This window comes from Streptomyces sp. NPDC001970, from assembly GCF_053594115.1.
This window is the reverse complement of the sequence record NZ_JBSFDW010000015.1, coordinates 26,064-44,052: the sequence shown is the minus strand read 5'-3', so window position 1 is coordinate 44,052 and position 17,989 is coordinate 26,064. Positions and strand designations below refer to the sequence as shown.

At 71.1% G+C, this 17,989-nt stretch carries 20 protein-coding genes and 1 pseudogene; 8 read left to right on the top strand and 13 right to left on the bottom strand.

Annotation, left to right across the window (positions count from 1 at the left end; all coding sequences use genetic code 11):
* Positions 1-55: 55 nt before the first annotated feature.
* Complete coding sequence (locus tag ACWCP0_RS19510; protein WP_451080040.1) at positions 56-586, bottom strand: AMIN-like domain-containing (lipo)protein; 531 nt, start codon at positions 584-586, stop codon at positions 56-58.
* Between the two features lie 138 nt (positions 587-724).
* Here ACWCP0_RS19510 and ACWCP0_RS19505 point away from each other — a divergent pair, with 138 nt between their 5' ends.
* On the top strand, positions 725-1,405 hold the full coding sequence (locus ACWCP0_RS19505; RefSeq protein ID WP_451080039.1) for a DUF6629 family protein: 681 nt from the start codon (positions 725-727) through the stop codon (positions 1,403-1,405).
* A 75-nt stretch (positions 1,406-1,480) separates the two neighbouring features.
* On the opposite strand, the gene ACWCP0_RS19500 is transcribed toward ACWCP0_RS19505, so the two are convergent.
* Genes ACWCP0_RS19500 through ACWCP0_RS19490 form a run of 3 tightly spaced genes read right to left on the bottom strand, consistent with a single transcriptional unit; the run spans position 1,481 to position 3,961 of the window.
* Positions 1,481-2,317, bottom strand: coding sequence for an amino acid ABC transporter ATP-binding protein (locus ACWCP0_RS19500; RefSeq protein WP_451080038.1), 837 nt, complete (start codon positions 2,315-2,317; stop codon positions 1,481-1,483).
* 4 nt (positions 2,318-2,321) lie between these two features.
* A complete protein-coding gene (locus ACWCP0_RS19495) occupies positions 2,322-3,122 on the bottom strand; it encodes an amino acid ABC transporter permease (RefSeq protein WP_451080037.1) in 801 nt (266 codons plus the stop codon).
* A complete protein-coding gene (locus ACWCP0_RS19490) occupies positions 3,119-3,961 on the bottom strand; it encodes a transporter substrate-binding domain-containing protein (protein ID WP_451080036.1) in 843 nt (280 codons plus the stop codon). Before ACWCP0_RS19490 ends, ACWCP0_RS19495 begins: the two co-directional genes overlap by 4 nt.
* A 148-nt stretch (positions 3,962-4,109) precedes the next feature.
* On the opposite strand from ACWCP0_RS19490, the gene ACWCP0_RS19485 reads away from it, so the two are divergent.
* On the top strand, positions 4,110-4,277 hold the full coding sequence (locus ACWCP0_RS19485; protein ID WP_451080035.1) for a hypothetical protein: 168 nt from the start codon (positions 4,110-4,112) through the stop codon (positions 4,275-4,277).
* Positions 4,278-4,504: 227 nt separating this feature from the next.
* Here ACWCP0_RS19485 and ACWCP0_RS19480 read toward each other — a convergent pair whose 3' ends face one another.
* The 3 genes and pseudogenes from ACWCP0_RS19480 to ACWCP0_RS19470 all read right to left on the bottom strand — a co-directional run bounded on the left by ACWCP0_RS19480 (position 4,505) and on the right by ACWCP0_RS19470 (position 7,565).
* Positions 4,505-5,983 carry a glutamate-cysteine ligase family protein gene (locus ACWCP0_RS19480; protein ID WP_451080034.1) on the bottom strand — a complete coding sequence of 493 codons (1,479 nt, stop codon included), beginning with the start codon at positions 5,981-5,983 and terminating at the stop codon, positions 4,505-4,507.
* A gap of 413 nt (positions 5,984-6,396) precedes the next feature.
* Positions 6,397-6,669 (bottom strand): annotated as a pseudogene (locus ACWCP0_RS19475) (putative glycolipid-binding domain-containing protein); the annotation flags it as partial.
* A gap of 257 nt (positions 6,670-6,926) precedes the next feature.
* Positions 6,927-7,565, bottom strand: a complete 639-nt coding sequence (locus ACWCP0_RS19470; protein WP_451080033.1) for a histidine phosphatase family protein — start codon at positions 7,563-7,565, stop codon at positions 6,927-6,929.
* An 87-nt stretch (positions 7,566-7,652) separates the two neighbouring features.
* Between ACWCP0_RS19470 and ACWCP0_RS19465 the strand changes: the two genes are divergently transcribed.
* From ACWCP0_RS19465 to ACWCP0_RS19455, 3 genes are all read left to right on the top strand, one after another.
* Positions 7,653-7,913 (top strand): hotdog domain-containing protein, encoded by a 261-nt coding sequence (locus ACWCP0_RS19465; RefSeq protein WP_451080032.1) that lies wholly within the window; start codon positions 7,653-7,655, stop codon positions 7,911-7,913.
* 43 nt (positions 7,914-7,956) lie between these two features.
* Positions 7,957-8,397, top strand: a complete 441-nt coding sequence (locus ACWCP0_RS19460; protein WP_451080031.1) for a hypothetical protein — start codon at positions 7,957-7,959, stop codon at positions 8,395-8,397.
* 109 nt (positions 8,398-8,506) lie between these two features.
* Entirely contained in the window at positions 8,507-8,875 is a 369-nt protein-coding gene (locus ACWCP0_RS19455; protein WP_451080030.1) for a VOC family protein, read from the top strand.
* 8 nt (positions 8,876-8,883) lie between these two features.
* On the opposite strand, the gene ACWCP0_RS19450 is transcribed toward ACWCP0_RS19455, so the two are convergent.
* Together ACWCP0_RS19450 and ACWCP0_RS19445 are read right to left on the bottom strand one after the other, a co-directional pair.
* Positions 8,884-10,446 carry a glutamate synthase subunit beta gene (locus ACWCP0_RS19450; protein ID WP_451080029.1) on the bottom strand — a complete coding sequence of 521 codons (1,563 nt, stop codon included), beginning with the start codon at positions 10,444-10,446 and terminating at the stop codon, positions 8,884-8,886.
* 723 nt (positions 10,447-11,169) lie between these two features.
* Positions 11,170-11,577 (bottom strand): RidA family protein, encoded by a 408-nt coding sequence (locus tag ACWCP0_RS19445; protein ID WP_451080028.1) that lies wholly within the window; start codon positions 11,575-11,577, stop codon positions 11,170-11,172.
* 108 nt (positions 11,578-11,685) lie between these two features.
* Between ACWCP0_RS19445 and ACWCP0_RS19440 the strand changes: the two genes are divergently transcribed.
* Positions 11,686-12,066, top strand: coding sequence for a winged helix-turn-helix transcriptional regulator (locus ACWCP0_RS19440; RefSeq protein WP_451080027.1), 381 nt, complete (start codon positions 11,686-11,688; stop codon positions 12,064-12,066).
* Positions 12,067-12,223: 157 nt separating this feature from the next.
* Here the strand turns inward: ACWCP0_RS19440 and ACWCP0_RS19435 are convergent, their stop codons facing one another.
* The 4 genes from ACWCP0_RS19435 to ACWCP0_RS19420 form a co-directional block, all read right to left on the bottom strand.
* The gene (locus tag ACWCP0_RS19435; RefSeq protein WP_451080026.1) at positions 12,224-12,517 is read right to left on the bottom strand and encodes an orotidine 5'-phosphate decarboxylase / HUMPS family protein; all 294 of its coding nucleotides are present in this window, start codon (positions 12,515-12,517) and stop codon (positions 12,224-12,226) included.
* A gap of 133 nt (positions 12,518-12,650) precedes the next feature.
* A complete protein-coding gene (locus tag ACWCP0_RS19430; protein WP_451080025.1) occupies positions 12,651-13,067 on the bottom strand; it encodes a VOC family protein in 417 nt (138 codons plus the stop codon).
* 128 nt (positions 13,068-13,195) lie between these two features.
* Positions 13,196-14,077: a diacylglycerol/lipid kinase family protein gene (locus ACWCP0_RS19425; protein ID WP_451080024.1), complete on the bottom strand. Its 882-nt coding sequence runs from the start codon at positions 14,075-14,077 to the stop codon at positions 13,196-13,198.
* A gap of 30 nt (positions 14,078-14,107) precedes the next feature.
* The gene (locus tag ACWCP0_RS19420; protein ID WP_451080023.1) at positions 14,108-15,709 is read right to left on the bottom strand and encodes an FAD-binding oxidoreductase; all 1,602 of its coding nucleotides are present in this window, start codon (positions 15,707-15,709) and stop codon (positions 14,108-14,110) included.
* Between the two features lie 74 nt (positions 15,710-15,783).
* On the opposite strand from ACWCP0_RS19420, the gene ACWCP0_RS19415 reads away from it, so the two are divergent.
* Together ACWCP0_RS19415 and ACWCP0_RS19410 are read left to right on the top strand one after the other, a co-directional pair.
* Complete coding sequence (locus tag ACWCP0_RS19415) at positions 15,784-16,383, top strand: TetR/AcrR family transcriptional regulator (protein ID WP_451080022.1); 600 nt, start codon at positions 15,784-15,786, stop codon at positions 16,381-16,383.
* Positions 16,380-17,957 carry a glycerol-3-phosphate dehydrogenase/oxidase gene (locus ACWCP0_RS19410; protein WP_451080021.1) on the top strand — a complete coding sequence of 526 codons (1,578 nt, stop codon included), beginning with the start codon at positions 16,380-16,382 and terminating at the stop codon, positions 17,955-17,957. The genes ACWCP0_RS19415 and ACWCP0_RS19410 overlap by 4 nt, the downstream gene beginning before the upstream one ends.
* Positions 17,958-17,989: the final 32 nt, after the last annotated feature.

The following is a 17,989-nucleotide window of genomic DNA, read 5'->3' as shown; positions in this document are numbered from 1 at the left end:
TCCTCGGTGCCGGGCACGGACACGGCCCACGGGTCCGGGCCTCAGGCGTCGGCCGTCAGACGCCGCACCCCACCGCGCTGGGCCGGACATCGACCACGATCCGCTCCGGCGCATGCAGCCGCAGGATCTTGTAGGCCGGCTTGGTGTCGAAGGCCGCTCCGAACGTGACCGCGGCCTCGTAGTCGCCCGTCAGGGCCAGCCCCTTGAGCGTGGGCAGCCAGACCTTGATCAGGCGTGGCCCCTTGTAGACGGACCTGCCGGCGTCGTCGTGGGCGGCGGCGGGAGAGAGCTTGATCTCCAGGAAGTACTTCCCGGCGAGCGGGACCTTCTGCCCCGAGCCGTCGTACCGCAGTACCTTCACCGGCGTCACGGTGACCGGCGGCAGCGTGCCGCGGACATCGATGACGATCCGGTCGAAGGACCCGTGCCCGCCCCAGCGGGCGTTCGTGACGAGAGCGATGGCCGGGGCGGCGGACTTCGGCGGAGCGGACTGCGGCGGAGCCGCTGAAGCCGGAACCGTCGCGCCGATCCCGGCGGTGAGAAGAACACCCGCGGCAAGAGCCGCGAGCCGTGGACGGTTGAGCATGGCGTCCCCCCATTCCTTCTGATATGGGGACAGTGGTGTCACTCAGGTAGACAACGGAAGAAACCCTATGGTTGCCGAACGGTTGCCGAAAACCAGCAAAATACCGCTCGTTCTCCCTCCCTGACCCTGGATGGCGCCATGTGCTGGAGCGCGACGGCCGACCTCGTGGCGGGCACCGCCATCACCGCGGTCGGCGTGGCCTGCGTGGCGCACGTGCGCCGCCCGCACGATCTGCCGCTCGCGGCCCTGCCCTTGCTCCTGGGCGCCCACCAGATCATCGAGTCCGCGGTCTGGAACTCCGGCGGCGGTACCGGACCCGCCACCCTCGCCTGGGCCGTCATCGCCCTGCCGCTACTACCGCTCTGGGTGCCCGTCGGCGTACTCCTCGCCGCGCCGGCCGGGGCCCGGCTCCGGCAGACGGCCCCGCTCGCCGCGGGACTCGCCACTGCCTGCGTCCTCGCGTACTGCCTGGCCACCCGCCCCGTCACGGCCGAAGTCCGCGGCCACACCCTGGGCTACGTCATCGGCCTGCCGTCCCCGCCCGTCCTCGTGGCGGGCTACCTCCTGGCCACGGTCGGCTCGCTCCTCCTGGCATCCGACCGCGTCCTGCGGGTGCTCGGCGCCGTCGTCGCGGGCGGCGCCGCCCTGTGCGCGATGCTGTGGCAGCTGGAGTTCATCTCCACCTGGTGCGCATTCGCCGCGGTGGCCTCCGTCGTGCTCCTCGCCTGGATCCGGGGACGCCGGGGCAGCAGGGGCAGCCGGGACAACAGGCGAGAGGGGCCGCTGCACCCCGAGTCACCGGCCCGGAGCGAGGCCTGAGCCCTGCTCAGGGCTGCCCCAGTCCCCAGTCCCTACTTCTCCAGGCCCGGGCCCCACTTCCCCCTGACTCCGGCCCTACTTCCCCAGGCCCTCGCCCTCACCGGAACCCGCGCCCGGCTCCTCCGCGGCCGCCGGGTCGAGGATCCGCGTGAGGAAGTTCCGCGTCCGCTCGTGCTGCGGATCGCCCACCACCTGCTCTGCCGGCCCCTCTTCGACGATCACCCCGCCGTCCATGAACACCACCCGGTCGGCGACCTCCCGGGCGAAACTCATCTCATGGGTGACGACCATCATCGTCATGCCCTCCGCGGCCAGCACCCGCATCACGGCCAGCACGTCCCCGACCAGCTCCGGGTCGAGCGCCGAGGTCGGCTCGTCGAACAGCATCACCTCGGGATCCATCACCAGCGCCCGCGCGATGGCGACGCGCTGCTGCTGCCCGCCCGACAACTGCGCCGGATACGCGGCGGCCTTGTCGGCCAGCCCGACCCGCTCCAGGTTCTCCCGGGCCACCGCCGCCGCCCGCGCCTTGTCCCGCTTCAGGACGCGCCGCTGCGGCAACGTGAGGTTCTCGGTCACCGTCACATGCGGGAAGAGGTTGAACTGCTGGAAGACCATGCCGATCCGGCGTCGCACGGCATCGATGTCGACGTCGAGATCGGTGACCTCCGTACCGCCCACGAACACCTGGCCCTTGGAGGGCTCCTCCAGCAGATTCACGCACCGCAGCAGCGTCGACTTGCCCGAGCCGGACGGCCCGATGACACACACCACCTCGCCCCGGGCGATGTCCAGGTCGATGCCGCGCAGCACCTCGTTGTCGCCGAACGACTTGTGCAGGCCCCGGATCCGGATCTCCGGACCGCCGGCGTCACCCACGTCTCCCACCGCCTCCGCGCTCCGCGCCGTCACGCCCTCACCTCGCCTTCTCCGTGCGGGCTTCCAGCCGACGTACGACGAAACTCAGCGGAACCGTCACCAGCAGGTAGCACAGCCCGGCGACCAGGATCGGCGTGGAGTTCGCGGTCTGACTGGCCAGGTCCCGGCCGAACTTGGTCAGTTCCCGCTCGTTCAGCGTGACGCCGAGGAACAGCACCAGCGACGAGTCCTTGAAAAGCAGCACCAGTTCGTTGGTCAGCGGCGGAATGACGATCCGGAACGCCTGCGGAATGATCACCGACACCATGGCGCGCGCATGCGAGAAGCCCAGCGAGCGCGCCGCCTCCATCTGCCCCTTCGGCACGGCCTGGATCCCGGCCCTGATCGTCTCCGCCATGTACGCGGCGGCCACCAGGCCGAGACCGAGCGCCACCTTCCCGTACACCCCGCCGGGAATCTCCGTCCCCGGGAACGCCAGCGGCACCGCCACACCCACGAAAATGAGGATCAGCAGGGCGGGCAGACCGCGGAAGAGCTCGATGTAGACACTCGCGACCCACCGGTAGGGCGCCACCGACGACAGTCGCATCAGAGCGACGACCAGCCCGAGCACCAGGCCGAAGAGGAACCCGGAGACCGTGTAGATCACCGTGTTGCGCAGGGCGATCGTGATGATCTCCGGGAACATCTGGATCGCGAGATCCTTCTGCGCGAACTGGTTCTGCAGCCGGTCCCAGTCGGCCAGCACGGCGACCGTGACCACCACGGCGACGAAGACCGCGTACTGGATGCCCTGCGAGACGCGGCGGCGCTGACGCCTGGTCAGCCGAGAGGTCACGACCGGCCCTGGGGCAGCGGACCGATCCACTGCTCGTACAGCTTGTTGTAGGTGCCGTCCGCCTTGGCGTCCGTGATCGCCTTGTCGATCGCGGCCAGCAGCTTCGCGTTCCCCTTCTTCACGGAGAAGCCGTACTGCTCACCCGTCTCGATGTTCTCGACGAGGGCGAACGGATCGGCGTTGGCCTTGTCCTTCAGCCAGCCCTGCACCACGGGGTAGTCGATCACGACGGCATCGACCTGACCGGTCCGCAGTCCGTTCAGCACGGCATCCGAGCTCTCGAACGCCACCGGGTCGAAACCCTGGGACTTCGCGTAGCTCTCGCCGGTCGTCTCCGCCTGCGCGCCGAGCTTCGCGTTCTTCGCCTTGACGTCGGCGAGCGAGGTCACACCGCTCTTCTTGGTCGCGAGCAGCGCCTGCGTGGCATCGAAGTACGGGACGGAGAAGTCGACGTTCTTCTTGCGCTCATCGGTGATCGTCATGCCTGCGGCGGCGAGGTCGCACTCGCCGGAGTTCAGGAACGCACCGGTCTTGAAGTTCTCGAACGGCGTGTCGAGGATCTTCTGCTCGACCTGAAGATTCTTGGCCACCAGATCGATCAGCGCCACGTCGAACCCGACGACCTTGCCGTCCTGCTCGAACTGGAACGGTGGATACGGCAGATGTGTGCAGGTGGTGAGCTTGCCCTTCTCCACGACGGGCACCCCTCCCGCCGCCTCCCCGGGCCCGTCGTCACCGGACGAGCAGCCCACCGCGAGCAGCAGCCCGGCCACCGCGGCGCCGGCCGTGGTGAAGGTACGGATGCGTCGGCCACGCCGGCCGCCGGATGTCCTGGACATGGTTGACCTCCATCGGCGCTGGGCGGCGGCACGCGGACGGACCGCCGGGCCATGATCGTATGCCACCGGACGGGCGACGTCGTGGCTCTTCCCAGGTTGTCCGGTAAGGGCGTTCCCGGCACCCGCAAGGGCTCTGCATCCTCTGCCCATGAGTGACCCGCATTGCTCGAAATGCTGCCCGGTCGAGCCCGAGGCCCCCGCGGCTCCCGAAACCCTGCCGACGGGGGCCATCGTGGCCGGACTCGTCATGGCCATGGTCGTCGTCGGCGGCTGGCTCGCAGTGATCTGGATGGGCACGACCCTGTTCCCGGGCTGAGCCGGCTCCGCGCTCGCCGTACGAGTGACCGGCGCCGGCGCGGCGCGTACGGAGCAGGTCGTCCCGCGCGACACTTCATGGCGAGCGTCCGACGCCGATGGTCAGGGAATCCGGCCGGCGACGCCCGCTCGTCGGTCACACGTGAGGCCTCGGTCCGCGGCTGATCACGCATCGCCTCATCGTGTCGGCCGCTGACCGGCAGGCCGTCGCCGGGCCGATGTCGGCGGTCAGTCGACGGGCCATGTGTGTGCCGGGGCGTTGAGATGCATGTAGTCGATGTACTGCCGCGTCATCCGCCGCAGCGCCTCATGGTTGTCGACATGGGCCGTGTCGGCGATGTGATGGAACATCTCCGCCTGCCACACCGCACCGTTGCGGCAGGTCACGCACCGCTGCTCGATGACGCCCAGCAGCGGCTCCCGCCAGGCCGCGTCCATGCCGGACAGCTCAAGACCCCGGTGCGCCAGCGGCAGCAGCCGCCGCAGGACGAGCTCGGCCACCGGCACCTCGCCCATCCCGGGCCAGTACAGGCGCGCGTCGATGCCGTGCCGCGCCGCTGCGTGGAGGTTGTCCTCCGCGACCGAGAACGACATCCGCGACCACACCGGCCGGTCCTCCTCGACCAGGGCCCGTGTCAGCCCGTAGTAGAGGGCGCCGTTCGCCAGCACGTCGGACACCGTCGGGCCGGCGGGCAGGACCCGGTTCTCGATGCGCAGGTGCGGCCTGCCGTGGGCGACCGCGTACACCGGGCGGTTCCAGCGGTAGACCGTGCCGTTGTGCAGCGTGAGTTCGGCGAGCTGGGGGATGTCGCCACCGTCCAGCGTGTTCAGCGGTTCTTCCTCGTCGCACAGCGGCAGCAGTGCGGGGAAGTAGCGCACGTTCTCCTCGAAGAGGTCGAAGACGCTGGTGATCCACCGTTCCCCGAACCACACCCGTGGACGCACGCCCTGCACCTTGATCTCCTCGGGCCGGGTGTCGGTGGCCTGCTCGAACAGGGGGATCCGCGTCTCACGCCACAGCTCCTTGCCGAACAGGAACGGAGAATTGGCCGCCAGCGCCACCTGCACGCCCGCGATCGCCTGCGCCGCGTTCCAGTAGTCCGCGAACTCCTCGGGCGCCACCTGCAGATGGAACTGCGTGCTGGTGCAAGCGGCCTCGGGCGTGATGGTGTCCGCGTACGTCCGCAGCCGGTCGACCCCGTCCACCGCGATCCGCAGATCCTCACCCCTGGCGGCGAACACCTGCTCGTTCAGGAGGTGGTACCGCGGGTTCTCCGACAGCGCCGTCTCGCCCACATCCCGCTGCCGCAGCGTCGGCAGTATCCCGATCATGACCAGGTGTGCCCCGACCGCAGCCGCCCGCTCATCGGCGTGGTTGAGCGCGTCCCTGATCTCCTTCTCCCAGGCGTCAGGCCCGCCGGCCGTCAGCTGCCGCGGAGGTACGTTGATCTCGAGGTTGAACCGTCCCAGCTCACTCGCCCAGGCCGGATCCGCGATCGCCTCGAGCACCTCGGTGCTCCGCATCGTCGGCTCCGCGGCCCCGTCCACGAGGTTCAGCTCGATCTCGAGCCCGACCTGCGGCCGATCGGACTCGAAGCGTTCGTCCCGCAGCATCTGCGCGAACGCGTCGAGGCACCGCTGCACCTTGGTCCGGTAGCGGCGGCGGTCTTCGCGGGTGAACACCAGCGCCGGGACATCTCGACCCATCGGCCCTCCCGAGCCTCCTCGGCGGCACCCTCAGCCTCCAGCGTCCCACTCACCGGCCGCCCGGACCAGCCGGTGGGACGCCGGTGCCACGACCTCGATCGGGGCCGGTCACGCCGGGCCCTCGGGCCCGTACGGGGCCGAGGGATCCCGGATCCCGCAGTGGCGGTCCGGTCACCGACCGCGACGCCGCCGGCGCCGGAGGTCACCCGACCCGGACGGCGATCCCCGGGTAGTCGACCGCAGCCCGGCCTCGTCGTAGACCAGCCGGCACCCGAAGGCGAAGGCAGGGGCCGTGTGGTCGTAGCACTCGTGCGAGCCCTCGTCGCTCCGGCGCACGTAGGTCTGCTCCAGCCCTCCACGCCGAGCCCGAGCGCACGCACGTACGCCGCCGGCGCCTCCGCCCGCCCGCCGACGGGCAGCTCCATGCGGCGCACGGGCAGCGCGTTGGTCATGGCCGGGGACTCCAGATCCGCATCGAGGCAGCCGTCGAGCCGAGGCGTCCGCGCGCCGACGGGCAGCTCCGTGCGGCGCACGGGCAGCGCGTTGGTCATGGCCGGGGACTCCAGATCCGCATCGAGGCAGCGGTCGAGCCGAGGCGTCCGCGCGCCGTCGACCAGCCAGTGCCCCTCGTCGTCGGCTTCGAGCAGGGTCGTACGGGCACCCGGCCGTCGACCTGCCGCGGACATGCGCGGTCCGGGTCCTCCCGGCGGCGTCGAGCCGGATGCGGTACTCGACGGCGAAGGCTTCCCCGCTCTCGACCGCGGGCGTGTAGCCCTCGACGAGTCGGCCGTCGACGTCCGGGGCGTGGAAGAACGCGACCTGACCTCTAAGCCCGACCGGGCATCGCGGTGCTGCCAGGTGGCGGTTGCCGGCAGGAGTGTGAGGCGCACGATCCCCACTCTCTCCACTCCGGCACGTTCCGGCGAGCGGTGGGTCGTGGCCTTCAGAGGCGGAGCTCGGGCGGGAAGCCCGTCCAGCGGAGTTCGGAGGGCAGGTGGCCCATGTCGTTGTAGAAGAGCACGGCTGCCGGCCGGCCCGGCGCGTACCGGATGACGGTCAGTGCGGCGTTTCCGTGGTTGAGACCCATCCAGCGCCACTTCGGGGCGTCGAGGGCGGCCCGTACGAGCCAGCCGATGAGGAAGTTGTGGGTGACGACCAGTTCGTGGCGCGCCTCGTCACCGTCGACCGGGCCCGTGAACCGGGCGAGGGCCTCGTGCGCCAACTGCGGGCCACGTTCGCGCTCTTCGGCCGGGAACTGGGTCAGGCGACCGAGCACCCCGTCGGCTGACTCCGCCGGCAGCTCGTCGCGCTGCGGCAGATAGGGGACGTAGTCACCGGCCTGCTCCGACGACAGCAGGGGAACGCCGTCGAGTTGCTCGCAGATCAGCCGGGCGGTCTGTTCCGCCCTGGGGAGCGGACCGTGATGGACCGCCGTGAGAGGGCTGCCCGCCGCACCATGGTCACGAAGCCGCTCACCGAGGAGCACGGCCTGCCGACGGCCGTTCGCCGTCAGTGTGCTCTCGTCCGGTGACGCCTCACCGTGTCGCGCGAGGTAGAGGTAGCGGGGAGCTGTTGCGGTCATCTTCGCGGTCCTCCGTCGGCGTTCACGATCTTGCGTACGACGGGACGGACGCGGGCGTCCGTCACGCGGTTCCGCCACGAGCGGGCCGTGGTGCTCGCGGTTGGCGTGGCAGAGGCGGCACAGCCGCTCATGGAGCCCGATCAGTTCCAGTCCACGCTCGAGTTCAAGGTGAACTTCCTGCGGCCGGTCCGCCCCGGCCGTCTCCTCGGACACGGCCGTGTCGTCGATCGCGACGGCGACCTGGCACACCTCGCCGCCGACGTCACCACGACCGACGGCACCCGCGTTGCCACGGCCACCGCGACCGCCCGCGTGATCAAGCTCGCCGACGCCCGGAGCGCCGCCTGAGGGCGGCGCCGGTGCGGGCCCGAGCCGGTGGGACCATGCGGGGATGGGAAACCTGTACCAGTACTTCAGCGCACCGGACGATGCCTCGGCCTTGACGGCCTTCGAGGCGGGGCCGAGGGGTGCCGGCTTCCGGCACCTCGACGCCAACGGGATGGACCCGTACCTGCTGGTGGGGGCTGCCGAGGCGCTGCTCGTCGACAGGAGCTTCGAGGAGGTGGCCGCCCAGCCTCGTTTTCACAGTCTCCTCAGCGATCCCAAGGCCGACAGCACCTGGGTCGTCACCCTGACGGACCAGCTCCGTGACGCTCTGGCCGAGGCCTCGGCCGAGCGGCTGGCCGAGGTCGCCGTGCCCTGGGCCCTGACCGAGGAGTTCGGCGGCTCGGCCGACCCCGGGATGCTGGCCGACTTCCTCGAACGACTCGCGGCCGTCGCTCGACCGGCGCGGTCGCAGAGGCACGGCCTCTACTGCTGGATGTCTCTCTGATCCACGGGGACACGAGCGGGCCGGCCGGTGCCGCATCGGGCAGCGGTCGCGCTGCTGTTGGGGGAGTGGGTCGCTCTCGTGCGTCCGTCGAGTCCGCCAGAATCGGGGCATGCTGCGCATCGGATCCGTCGTACTGGGTGTCTCGGACGTGCCGCGAGCGGCCGCGTTCTGGATGGAGGCCCTCGGGTACGTGCCGCGCGACGTGGCGGAGGACGACTGGGTGGTGCTGGTGCCTGCTGAAGGGAGCGGGCCCAGGCTGTCGCTCGGCCTGAGCGAGACGCCGGTCCAGGAGCGTCCGCGGGTCCATCTGGATCTGTACGCGGGGGACGCGGCCGACCAGGCAGCCGAGATCGAGCGGCTGGTGTCCCTGGGCGCCGGGCGTGTCGACTGGGACCACTGTCCGGACGACGCCGACTTCATCGTGCTCGCCGATCCCGACGGCAACCGCTTCTGTGTGATCGACACCGGACGCGGGTGACGGAGGCGTCATGCCACGAGGGGCCGGTCCGTCGGGGTGATGGGGGCGGGGAGGGCGGTGGAGCCGGTCAGATAGCGGTCCGTGGCCGCCGCGGCGGCGCGGCCTTCCGCGATGGCCCACACCACGAGGGACTGGCCGCGTCCCGCGTCGCCCGCGATGAACACGCCGTCCGTCCGGGGGCGCCCCGTCCGCCGAGCCTGAGGTGCCGCATCCGTCGCCTCCGTCGAGCAGCCGGCCTCCGCCGCGTCCGCTTGCGCCGCTTCGGCCGCGAAGGCCCCGTCCCGCGCGAAGTTCCCCCGGCCGTTCAGCGTGAGCCCGAGCTGCTCCATCAGACCGCTGCCCCGTTCGGGACCGGAGAAGCCGAGCGCGACCAGGACCAGCTCTGCCGGGATCACCTGCTCCGTGCCCGGCCGGGGCTTCCTTGCCGTGGGCTCCACCTCCGTCAGGTGCAGCTCGCGCACATGTCCGGCCTCGTCCCCTTCGAAGCGGAGTGTGGCGGAGGAGAAGAGCCTCGGATCCGTCCCCTCCCGTCCCCGGGCCTCCTCATGGGCATGGGAGATCCGGTAGACCTTCGGATGCGTGACGGGCCAGGGCTGGGTGTCCGGCCGGTCGTCACCGGGCTCCGGGTTGATGTCCAGCTGCACCACGGAGGCCGCGCCTTGGCGCAGTGCGGTGCCCAGACAGTCCGAGGCGGTGTCGCCGCCTCCGATGATCACCACGTGCTTGCCTTCGGCGGTCACGGGCGGTGCGGCGTAGTCGCCCTCCCTGACGCGGTTCGCGAGGGGCAGGTAGTCCATGGCCTGATGGATCCCGGACAGCTCCCGCCCCGGCACGGGCAGCTCCCGCCGCTCCATGGCCCCGACGGCGACGACGACCGCGTCGTAACGTCTCCTGACCTCGGCGGCGTCGAGCTCGCCCCCGACGTCCACACCCGTGCGGAACTTCGTGCCCTCCGCCCGCATCTGCTCGATGCGGCGGTCCAGGTACTGCTTTTCCATCTTGAACTCGGGGATCCCGTAGCGCAGCAGCCCGCCGATGCGGTCGGCACGCTCGTAGACGGCGACGGTGTGGCCGACACGGGTCAGCTGTTGCGCGGCTGCCAGTCCCGCAGGCCCCGAGCCGATGACGGCGACGGTCTTCCCGCTGAGCCGTCCCGGCGGCTGCGGCGACGTGTAGCCGCGCTCCCAGGCCTCGTCGGCGATGGCCTGCTCGACGTTCTTGATCGTCACCGGATCGGCGTTGATGGCCAGCACACAGGCGTCCTCGCACGGAGCCGGGCACAGCCTCCCGGTGAACTCGGGGAAGTTGTTCGTCGCGTGCAGCCGCTCTGAGGCGGCCCGCCAGTCGCCGTGCGCGGCGTACACGTTCCACTCCGGGATGAGATTCCCCAGCGGACACCCGCTGTGGCAGAACGGTATGCCGCAGTCCATGCAGCGCCCAGCCTGCTCCGACACGAGGGGAAGCAGGGCCTGCCCGGCGTACACCTCGTGCCAGTCGTCGAGCCGTTCCTCGACGGGACGCGCCGGAACGGGCCGGCGGGGGATCCTGAGGAAGCCGTACGGGTTGGTCATGCGCCGCCTCCATCACCCACTCGCGGTGCATTACGGCGTTCTGATCAGCGTACGCCTGGTTTGTGCCGCTTTCACTGGCCGATCCGGTCGGCGGCACGCACCGCAGCGGCACCCGACGGAGACCTTCACCTGCGGCAACGTCTGAATTGCCTCAAGAAGGCTCGACCCGGGCGGGGCGCCATGATCCACTGCGGCTCGAGAGCACGGCGACGCGGGGGGCAGGGGGAGGGCTTCGATGAGGGCAAAGCTGTTCGTGGCGGGAGCCGCCACGGTGCTGGTGGGCCTGGGGACCAGCGCATCCGGAGCCACGTCAGTGGGTGACGCACTGGCCGGCCGGGAAGGGGCTGCCGACGGCCGAGTCGGGAGTACGAACGCAGCACCGCGCACGCGGAGGACCTCATCAAGATCGCAATGATCCGGCTGACGGCAGCCTGCCTCACCGGACACACCCGCCGGCGCACCATCCGGAGGTTGCGCAGGACCCCGGCGAGGCGGGTCGGAACCACGTACGGGAGCGTGACGCTTCCGCGAACGCTTCCCCCGAACAGCTTCGGGCAGCAGATTCACCCTCACGGCCTTCGTCGTGGTCACGTGCACCTTGGTCGGCGCACATGACAGACGAAGGCTGCCTCAACGTCCGACGCATGCCCAGGTCGGCAAACCGGTTCGACACACCGTCCGAGGCCCGAGGTCAAGGGCGAGTTCAGGGCGAAGAACACCTGTTCAGTCGATGATCGCGGTGGCTTCGACCTCGACCAGATGGTCGGGTACGTCCAGTGCTGCCACGCCCAGCAGCGTGCCCGGCGGTACCGGGGTGACCCCCAGCTTCGTGGCCGCCCGGGTGACCCCCTCCAGGAACAGGGGCATCTTGTCGGGGGTCCAGTCGACGACGTGGACGGTCAGTTTCGCCACGTCGTCGAAGGAACCGCCGACCGCGGCCAGGGCGGTGCCGATGTTGAGGTAGCACTGCTCGACCTGAGCGGCGAGGTCACCTTCGCCGACCGTGACACCGTCGGCATCCCAGGCGACCTGCCCGGCGATGAAGACCGGCTTCGACCCGGTCGCGATCGACATCTGCCGGTAGGCGTCGATCTCCGGCAATCCGTTGGGGTTCACCAGGGTGATGGCCATGCCGCCTGCCTCCATTGCGTGAGAGTCGCTCTCTTGTGGTTACTCGGAAACCGTAGGAGAGTGTCGGCTGACATGGAAGAACGCACTTTTCGGTGACTGGGGAACCTGATGGTGACCAAGCAGTTCAGTGGCTCGCCCGAGGATGCGGACCTGAGGCGTGCGGATTCTTTGGGGCGGGAGATCTTCTCGGACGTCGCCAACAAGTGGGCGCTCCTGATCATCGAGTCCCTCGGTGAACGCACCCTGCGCTTCAGCGAGTTGCGGAACGAGATCGAGGGCGTCAGCCACAAGATGCTCACCCAGAACCTGCGCATGCTGGAGCGCAACGGCCTGGTCGAGCGGACGGTGCACCCCGTCGTGCCGCCCCGGGTCGAGTACACCCTCACCGAGCCGGGACAAGGCCTGCGAAAGACGGTCGACGCAATGTGCGACTGGACCCACCGGTACCTCGGTCACATCGAGGCCTCCCGCCACCGCTTCGACGCCTGACGGGGAGCACGCGCACGCGAAGCCACCGGCCGGGCCTCACTCGGGCGGCTCGTCGGGCCCGTATGGGCGCGAAAGCGGAGATCGAGCGGGTGCGGGTGAAGCTGAAGAGGACGTACGACCGGCCGTCCGTCTTCGTGAGCCCCGCCCTCACGAGCCTTCACGGGGACGGGCCACCAAGAGGAGGTGGGTGACTCGCAGATCCTCTTCGACCCTGTCCGCCCGCTGCCTCAGGATGGGCCGACAGGACACCCGATCGCGGCGCCAGATCGGCGCACACGAGGCGTACCGCGGTTACTGGGTCCGCCGCGCGGGTGACCGACCGGCCCACGACGGCATGTGATGCGCCCGCGGCGATGGCAGCGCGCGGCGTACCTGGTCGCGCATGCTCGGTGGGGGATTCACCAGGCAGCGTGACTCCCGGCGTGGCGATCAAAGGGCTGAGGCCCAGCACGCCACGCAGCGGGGCGGGCCGCAGCGGCGACGACCGACTCAGGAACGTTCCGGAGCCGGTCGTCGCCGTTTCGGCGCCCTTGGCGGATCCACCGCCGGTCGCCGTGCGACCGTCCGGGCTCGCACTCGGACGATCAGCTGTTCACCGCTGCTTCGGCGGCCGCGCGTTCCGCCGCGCTGACCTCGATGCAGAATTCGTTCCCGGCCGGATCCGCGAGGACCACCCACCCCCTGCCGTCGGGCTTGCGCCGGTCGTCGACGACGGTCGCGCCGAGCGCTGCCACTCGTTCGACCTCCTCGTCCCGGGGCCGGTCCGGCTGGAGATCGAGGTGTACCCGGTTCTTGAGCGTCTTCTTCTCGGGTACGCGCAAGAACAGCAGGGTCGGGTGACCGGCGGGTACGTCCAACGCCACCTCGTCGTCACCCGGTTCGTTCTGCGGATGAACCGGATGAACCGGATGACCGAGGACCTGGCTCCAGAACTCGGCCAGTTCGTACGGCTCGTGCGGCTCGGCACAGTCGAAGGTGATGTGCCGGACGATGGAGGTCACTGGGTCTCCTTGGGCGCTCGACCTGTCAACTTTCAGGCACGGTGCGGGGTTCGATTCCGTACGGGGACGAAGAGGCCACCATTCGAGTGTTCGCGTACGCGAGTGCTCGGGTGGGCACGGCTGTCCGGTCAGCAGAGGACGCGGAGAGCACCGGGCTGCACCCGCGCGGTGACGGGCAGCTCGGCGTCGACCTCGCCGTCCGCGCCGTAGGGGATGGCCCGGTCGGCCTCGATGCGGATCTCCTTGCCGTGCAGGATCTCCACCTCGGGGCGCTGCAGGTGCGCACCCGTCTTGAGCTCGTTCATCATGGCGAAGAACAGCCGCTTGGGCGCGTGCTGGATGACGACGACGTCGAGCAGTCCGTCGTCGAGGCGGGCACCGGGGGCGATGTTGCGACCGAAGCCGTAGAAGCCGGAGTTGGCCGCCACCACCGTGTATCCGCGTCGCTCGTGCTCCACCCCGTCCACCGTGATGCGGTAGTTCGCGGGCCGCCAGCCGACCACGGCCCGCAGGCCGCCCGCGTAGTAGGAGGCGGCGCCGCGCAGCAGCTTCGAGGTGTTGGCGTGCCGGTTGGCCACGGCGTCGACACCCGCGTAGACGCTGCCCAGGACGGACACTCCGGCGTGGACTGCGGATTCGACCTGGATGGTGTCGACCGGCCGCGGTGTGCCGTTCAGCAGCAGCTCCGCCAGAGCGGACGGGTCGGCGGGAAGCCCCAGAGCCCGGGCGAAGTCGTTGCCGCGGCCCGCCGGGACGAGGCCGAAGACGGTGTCCGTGCCGCTGAGGGCCCCGCCGACACAGCCGGCTATGCCGTCCCCGCCGACAGCGAGCACGACGTGCCCCTGCTCGCCGGCCTGCCGCGCCACCTGGCGGGCGTGCTCCAGGCTGCGGCTGTACTGCGTGTCGAGCTGAGCCCCGGCCTCCCTCAGCAGCCGGGCCAGCGGAAGCAGGCCCGCCGTACCGCTGGATCCGCCTGCGGCGGGGTTGACGACCGCGGTGAACTGTCGCATGGAATGCGCCTCCGGAAGGCAGGGGGCCGGTCAGCGGACGGGGATGAGGACGCCGGGGTTGAGAATCCCGGCCGGGTCGAGTTCGGCCTTGACGGCCTGCAGGACACGGACCCCGACGGGGCCGATCTCCTGGGTGAACCAGTCCCGGTGATCGGTCCCGACGCCGTGATGATGACTGATGGTCCCGCCGGCCGCCAGGATCGCGTCGTTGGCGGCTCGCTTGACCGGTGCCCAGTGGGCCACCGGATCCTCGCCCTGGGCCGAGACGACCGTGAAATACAGCGACGCGCCGTTCTCGTACACATGGGAGATGTGGCACATGACCAGGGGCGGTGTGCCCGCCTCGGTCAGCGTCGACGTGAGTGCCTGGCGCACGGCGTCGTACAGGCAGGGAAGCGCGGACCAGAAGGCGGCGGTCTCCAGCGTCTCCGCGAACGCACCGGCATCCAGCAGCGCGTCACGCAGATACGGCGCGTTGTAGCGGCCGTGGGCCCAGCGCTCGCCCGGCTCCTCGCCGACGAACTCGCCGCCGCACGCCAGCAGCACTTCCCGGGCGCGGGCGCGCCGGTCCGCGGTGTCCTCGGCGGTGCCCTCGTATCCGGCGATCGCCATGCAGCCGGCGGCCTGAGGGGCGTCCGCGCTTCCGATCCTGTCCGGCTGAGCCAGACCGATGAAGGTCTCCGTCTCGTCCGACAGCCGCAGCACGGTGGGCAGCGGGCCGTCCTGGGCGAGCTTGCGCAGCGCCGCCGCTCCCGCCTCGAAGGAGGCGAAGCGCCAGCCCTCGTAGATCCGGGTCTCCGGCAGCGGCCGCACCCGTACGGTCACCGACGTGATCACCCCGAGCGCACCCTCGGAGCCGAGGATCAGCTGGCGCAGATCGGGACCGGCGGCCGAACGAGGCGCCCGGCCGATCTCCAGCGTGCCCTCGGGCGTCGCGACGCCCAGCCCGAGGACCATGTCGTCGAAGCGGCCGTAGCCCGCCGACGCCTGGCCGCTGGAGCGGGCCGCGGCGAAGCCGCCGATGGAGGCCCACTCGTACGACTGCGGGAAGTGGCCCAGGGTGAAGCCCTGCTCGTTGAGCAGGGCCTCGGCCTGCGGCGCACGCAGTCCGGGCTGGAGGGTGGCGGTGCGCGAGACCTCGTCGAGCGCGAGCAGGGCGTCCAGGCGGCGCAGGTCCAGGGCGATGAAGTGGCCGAGGCGGGGGGTCTCGGGGGCGAGGCCGCCGACGACGGAGGTTCCGCCGCCGAACGGCACGGCGGCCAGACCGTGCTCCGCGCAGGCCCGCAGGACGGCGAGCACCTCGTCGTGGCTGCCGGGGAGCACGACGGCGGCCGGGATGTCGTCGACCTCCCCGGCGCGGATGCGCAGCAGGTCGGGGGTGGACTTGCCGCGGGTGTGCCGGATGCGGGTTTCGCCGTCGATGCGTACGTGCATGCGGTCGCCGACGCAGTCCACGAGGGCCTTCCACGTGTCGTCCGCGAGCGGGGACTCGGGGACGGCGATGCCGTCGAGGGAGGCCGGACCGGACTCGAGCGGTGTGACGCCGAGCAGGTCGCGCAGCAGGTCGATCACCGTGGCGGGCAGCGGGGCCGCCTTGGCCGGGTCTCCCCAGCCGCTCCACAACATGTCCACGTGGGTTGTCCTTCACCGTCGGTTTTCCTGGGCGCCGTGGCCGGGCGGCCTGCACTGGCATTACACTGTGACAGATGACGCCCATTCGTCACAACCACTCGGACACAGACGCCGTGCTCGACGCGGCGCGCGACTGCGTTCTCGCCGTCGGTGTACGCCGGACCACCCTCACCGACGTGGCCCGGCGCGCCGGTGTGTCCCGGATGACGCTCTACCGCCGCTGGCCCGACGTACGGACCCTGGTCGGCGACCTCATGACCCGGGAGTGGGTCGGGCTCGCCGTCAGCGCCATGCCCGCCCCCGAGCCGGCCGCCCCAGCCCGGACCCGCCTCGTCGACGGACTGGTCGCCGGAGTCGCCGCCTTCCGCTCCCACCCGCTCTTCCACAAGATCCTCGACGTCGACCCCGAACTGCTCCTGCCGTACGTGCTCGACCGCCGCGGCGCCAGCCAGGACGCCCTCCTCGGGCTCATCACCGGCGGCCTGGCGGAGGGTCACGCCGACGGATCCGTCCGCGTGGCCCACCCCGACCTCCAGGCCCGCTCCCTGCTGCTCGTCGTGCAGTCGTTCACGCTCTCGCTGCGCACGATGACGGACGAGGCCGACCCCGAGCTCACAGACGCGGCCTTCCTGGAAGAGCTGCGGACCCTTCTGGAGAGGACCCTCACGCCATGAGCCGCCTGACCAGCCCCGCGCCCGCATCCCCTCCCACCGCGTCGTCACTGAACGCGGCACGCCGCACCCGCGAAATCGCCCAACTCGCCGACGGCACCCAGGTCGACGTCCTCGTCGTCGGCCTCGGCGCGACCGGCGCCGGAGCCGCCCTCGACGCCGCCTCCCGCGGCCTGAGCGTCGCCGCGATCGACGCCCACGACCTCGCCTTCGGCACCTCCCGCTGGAGCTCCAAGCTCATCCACGGCGGCCTGCGCTACCTCGCCACCGGCCAGCTCGACGTCGCCCACGAAAGCGCCGTCGAACGCGGCATCCTCATGGAACGCACCGCCCCCCACCTGGTGCGCGCCCAGCCGTTCGTCCTGCCCCTCACCCCGCTGGTCTCCCGCGCCCAGGCCGCACTCGCCTGGGCGGGCTTCCGAGCCGGCGACCTGCTGCGCGCCTCCGCCCGCACCTCCCGCGCCACCCTGCCCGCGCCCCGCACCCTGTCCACCGTGGAGACCCGGCATCTCGCCCCCGCCCTGCGGCAGACCGGGCTGCGCGGCGGGCTGCTGTCCTTCGACGGCCAGCTCACGGACGACGCCCGCCTGGTCACCGCCATCGCCCGCACCGCCGCCGCTCACGACGCGCGCATCCTCACCCGCGTCCGCGCCCTCGCCCTGAGCGGCTCCGGCGCCAGGGTGCGCGACGAACTCACCGGCGAGGAGTTCGACATACGGGCGAGCAGCGTCATCAACGCCACCGGGGTATGGGCGGGCGGCCTTGTCGACGACGTCCGGCTCCGCCCCTCCCGCGGCACCCACCTCGTACTGCGCTCGGAAGACCTCGGCAACCTCTCGGCCGGTCTGCACATCCCGATCCCGGGGGAGTCCAACCGCTTCGTCCTCGTCCTGCCCCAGGGCGACGGGCGGGTGTACGTCGGACTGACCGACGAACCGGTCGACGGCGATGTCCCGGACGTCCCGGACGTACCCGAAAGCGACATCGGTTTCCTCCTCGACGTCCTCGGCTCGGCCCTCGACGTCACCCTCACCCGCGACGACGTGGTCGGAGCCTTCGCCGGCCTGCGCCCCCTCCTGGACACCGCCTCCACGGCGGAGCCCGGCCGCACCGCCGACATCTCCCGCAAGCACGCCGTGCTGACCTCGCGCGACGGCGTCGTCACCGTCGTCGGCGGAAAGCTCACCACCTACCGCCGCATGGCCCAGGACGCCGTCGACGCCGCCGTCACCGCCCGTGCCCTGACCGCCGCACCGTGCCGCACCGCGACCCTCCCCCTCGTCGGCGCCGCCCACCCGGGCACACTCGCCACCCTGAACGCACCGCGCCGTCTGATCGCCCGCTACGGCACCGAGGCCCCGGCCGTCCACGCCCTCGCCCGGACCGATCCGGCCCTGTCCCACCCGATCGTCCCCGGCCATCCCGTCACCGGAGCCGAACTCCTGTGGTCCGTACGCCACGAGGGAGCCCTCGACGAATCCGACCTCCTCGACCGCCGCACCCGCATCGGCCTGGTCCCCGACGAGCGCGAGGCGGCCCACTCGGCGGCCCGCGCAGCCCTCACCGGCGGTCGCTGACCGGACCGTTGGGCACGGACGCGCCCCCGGCC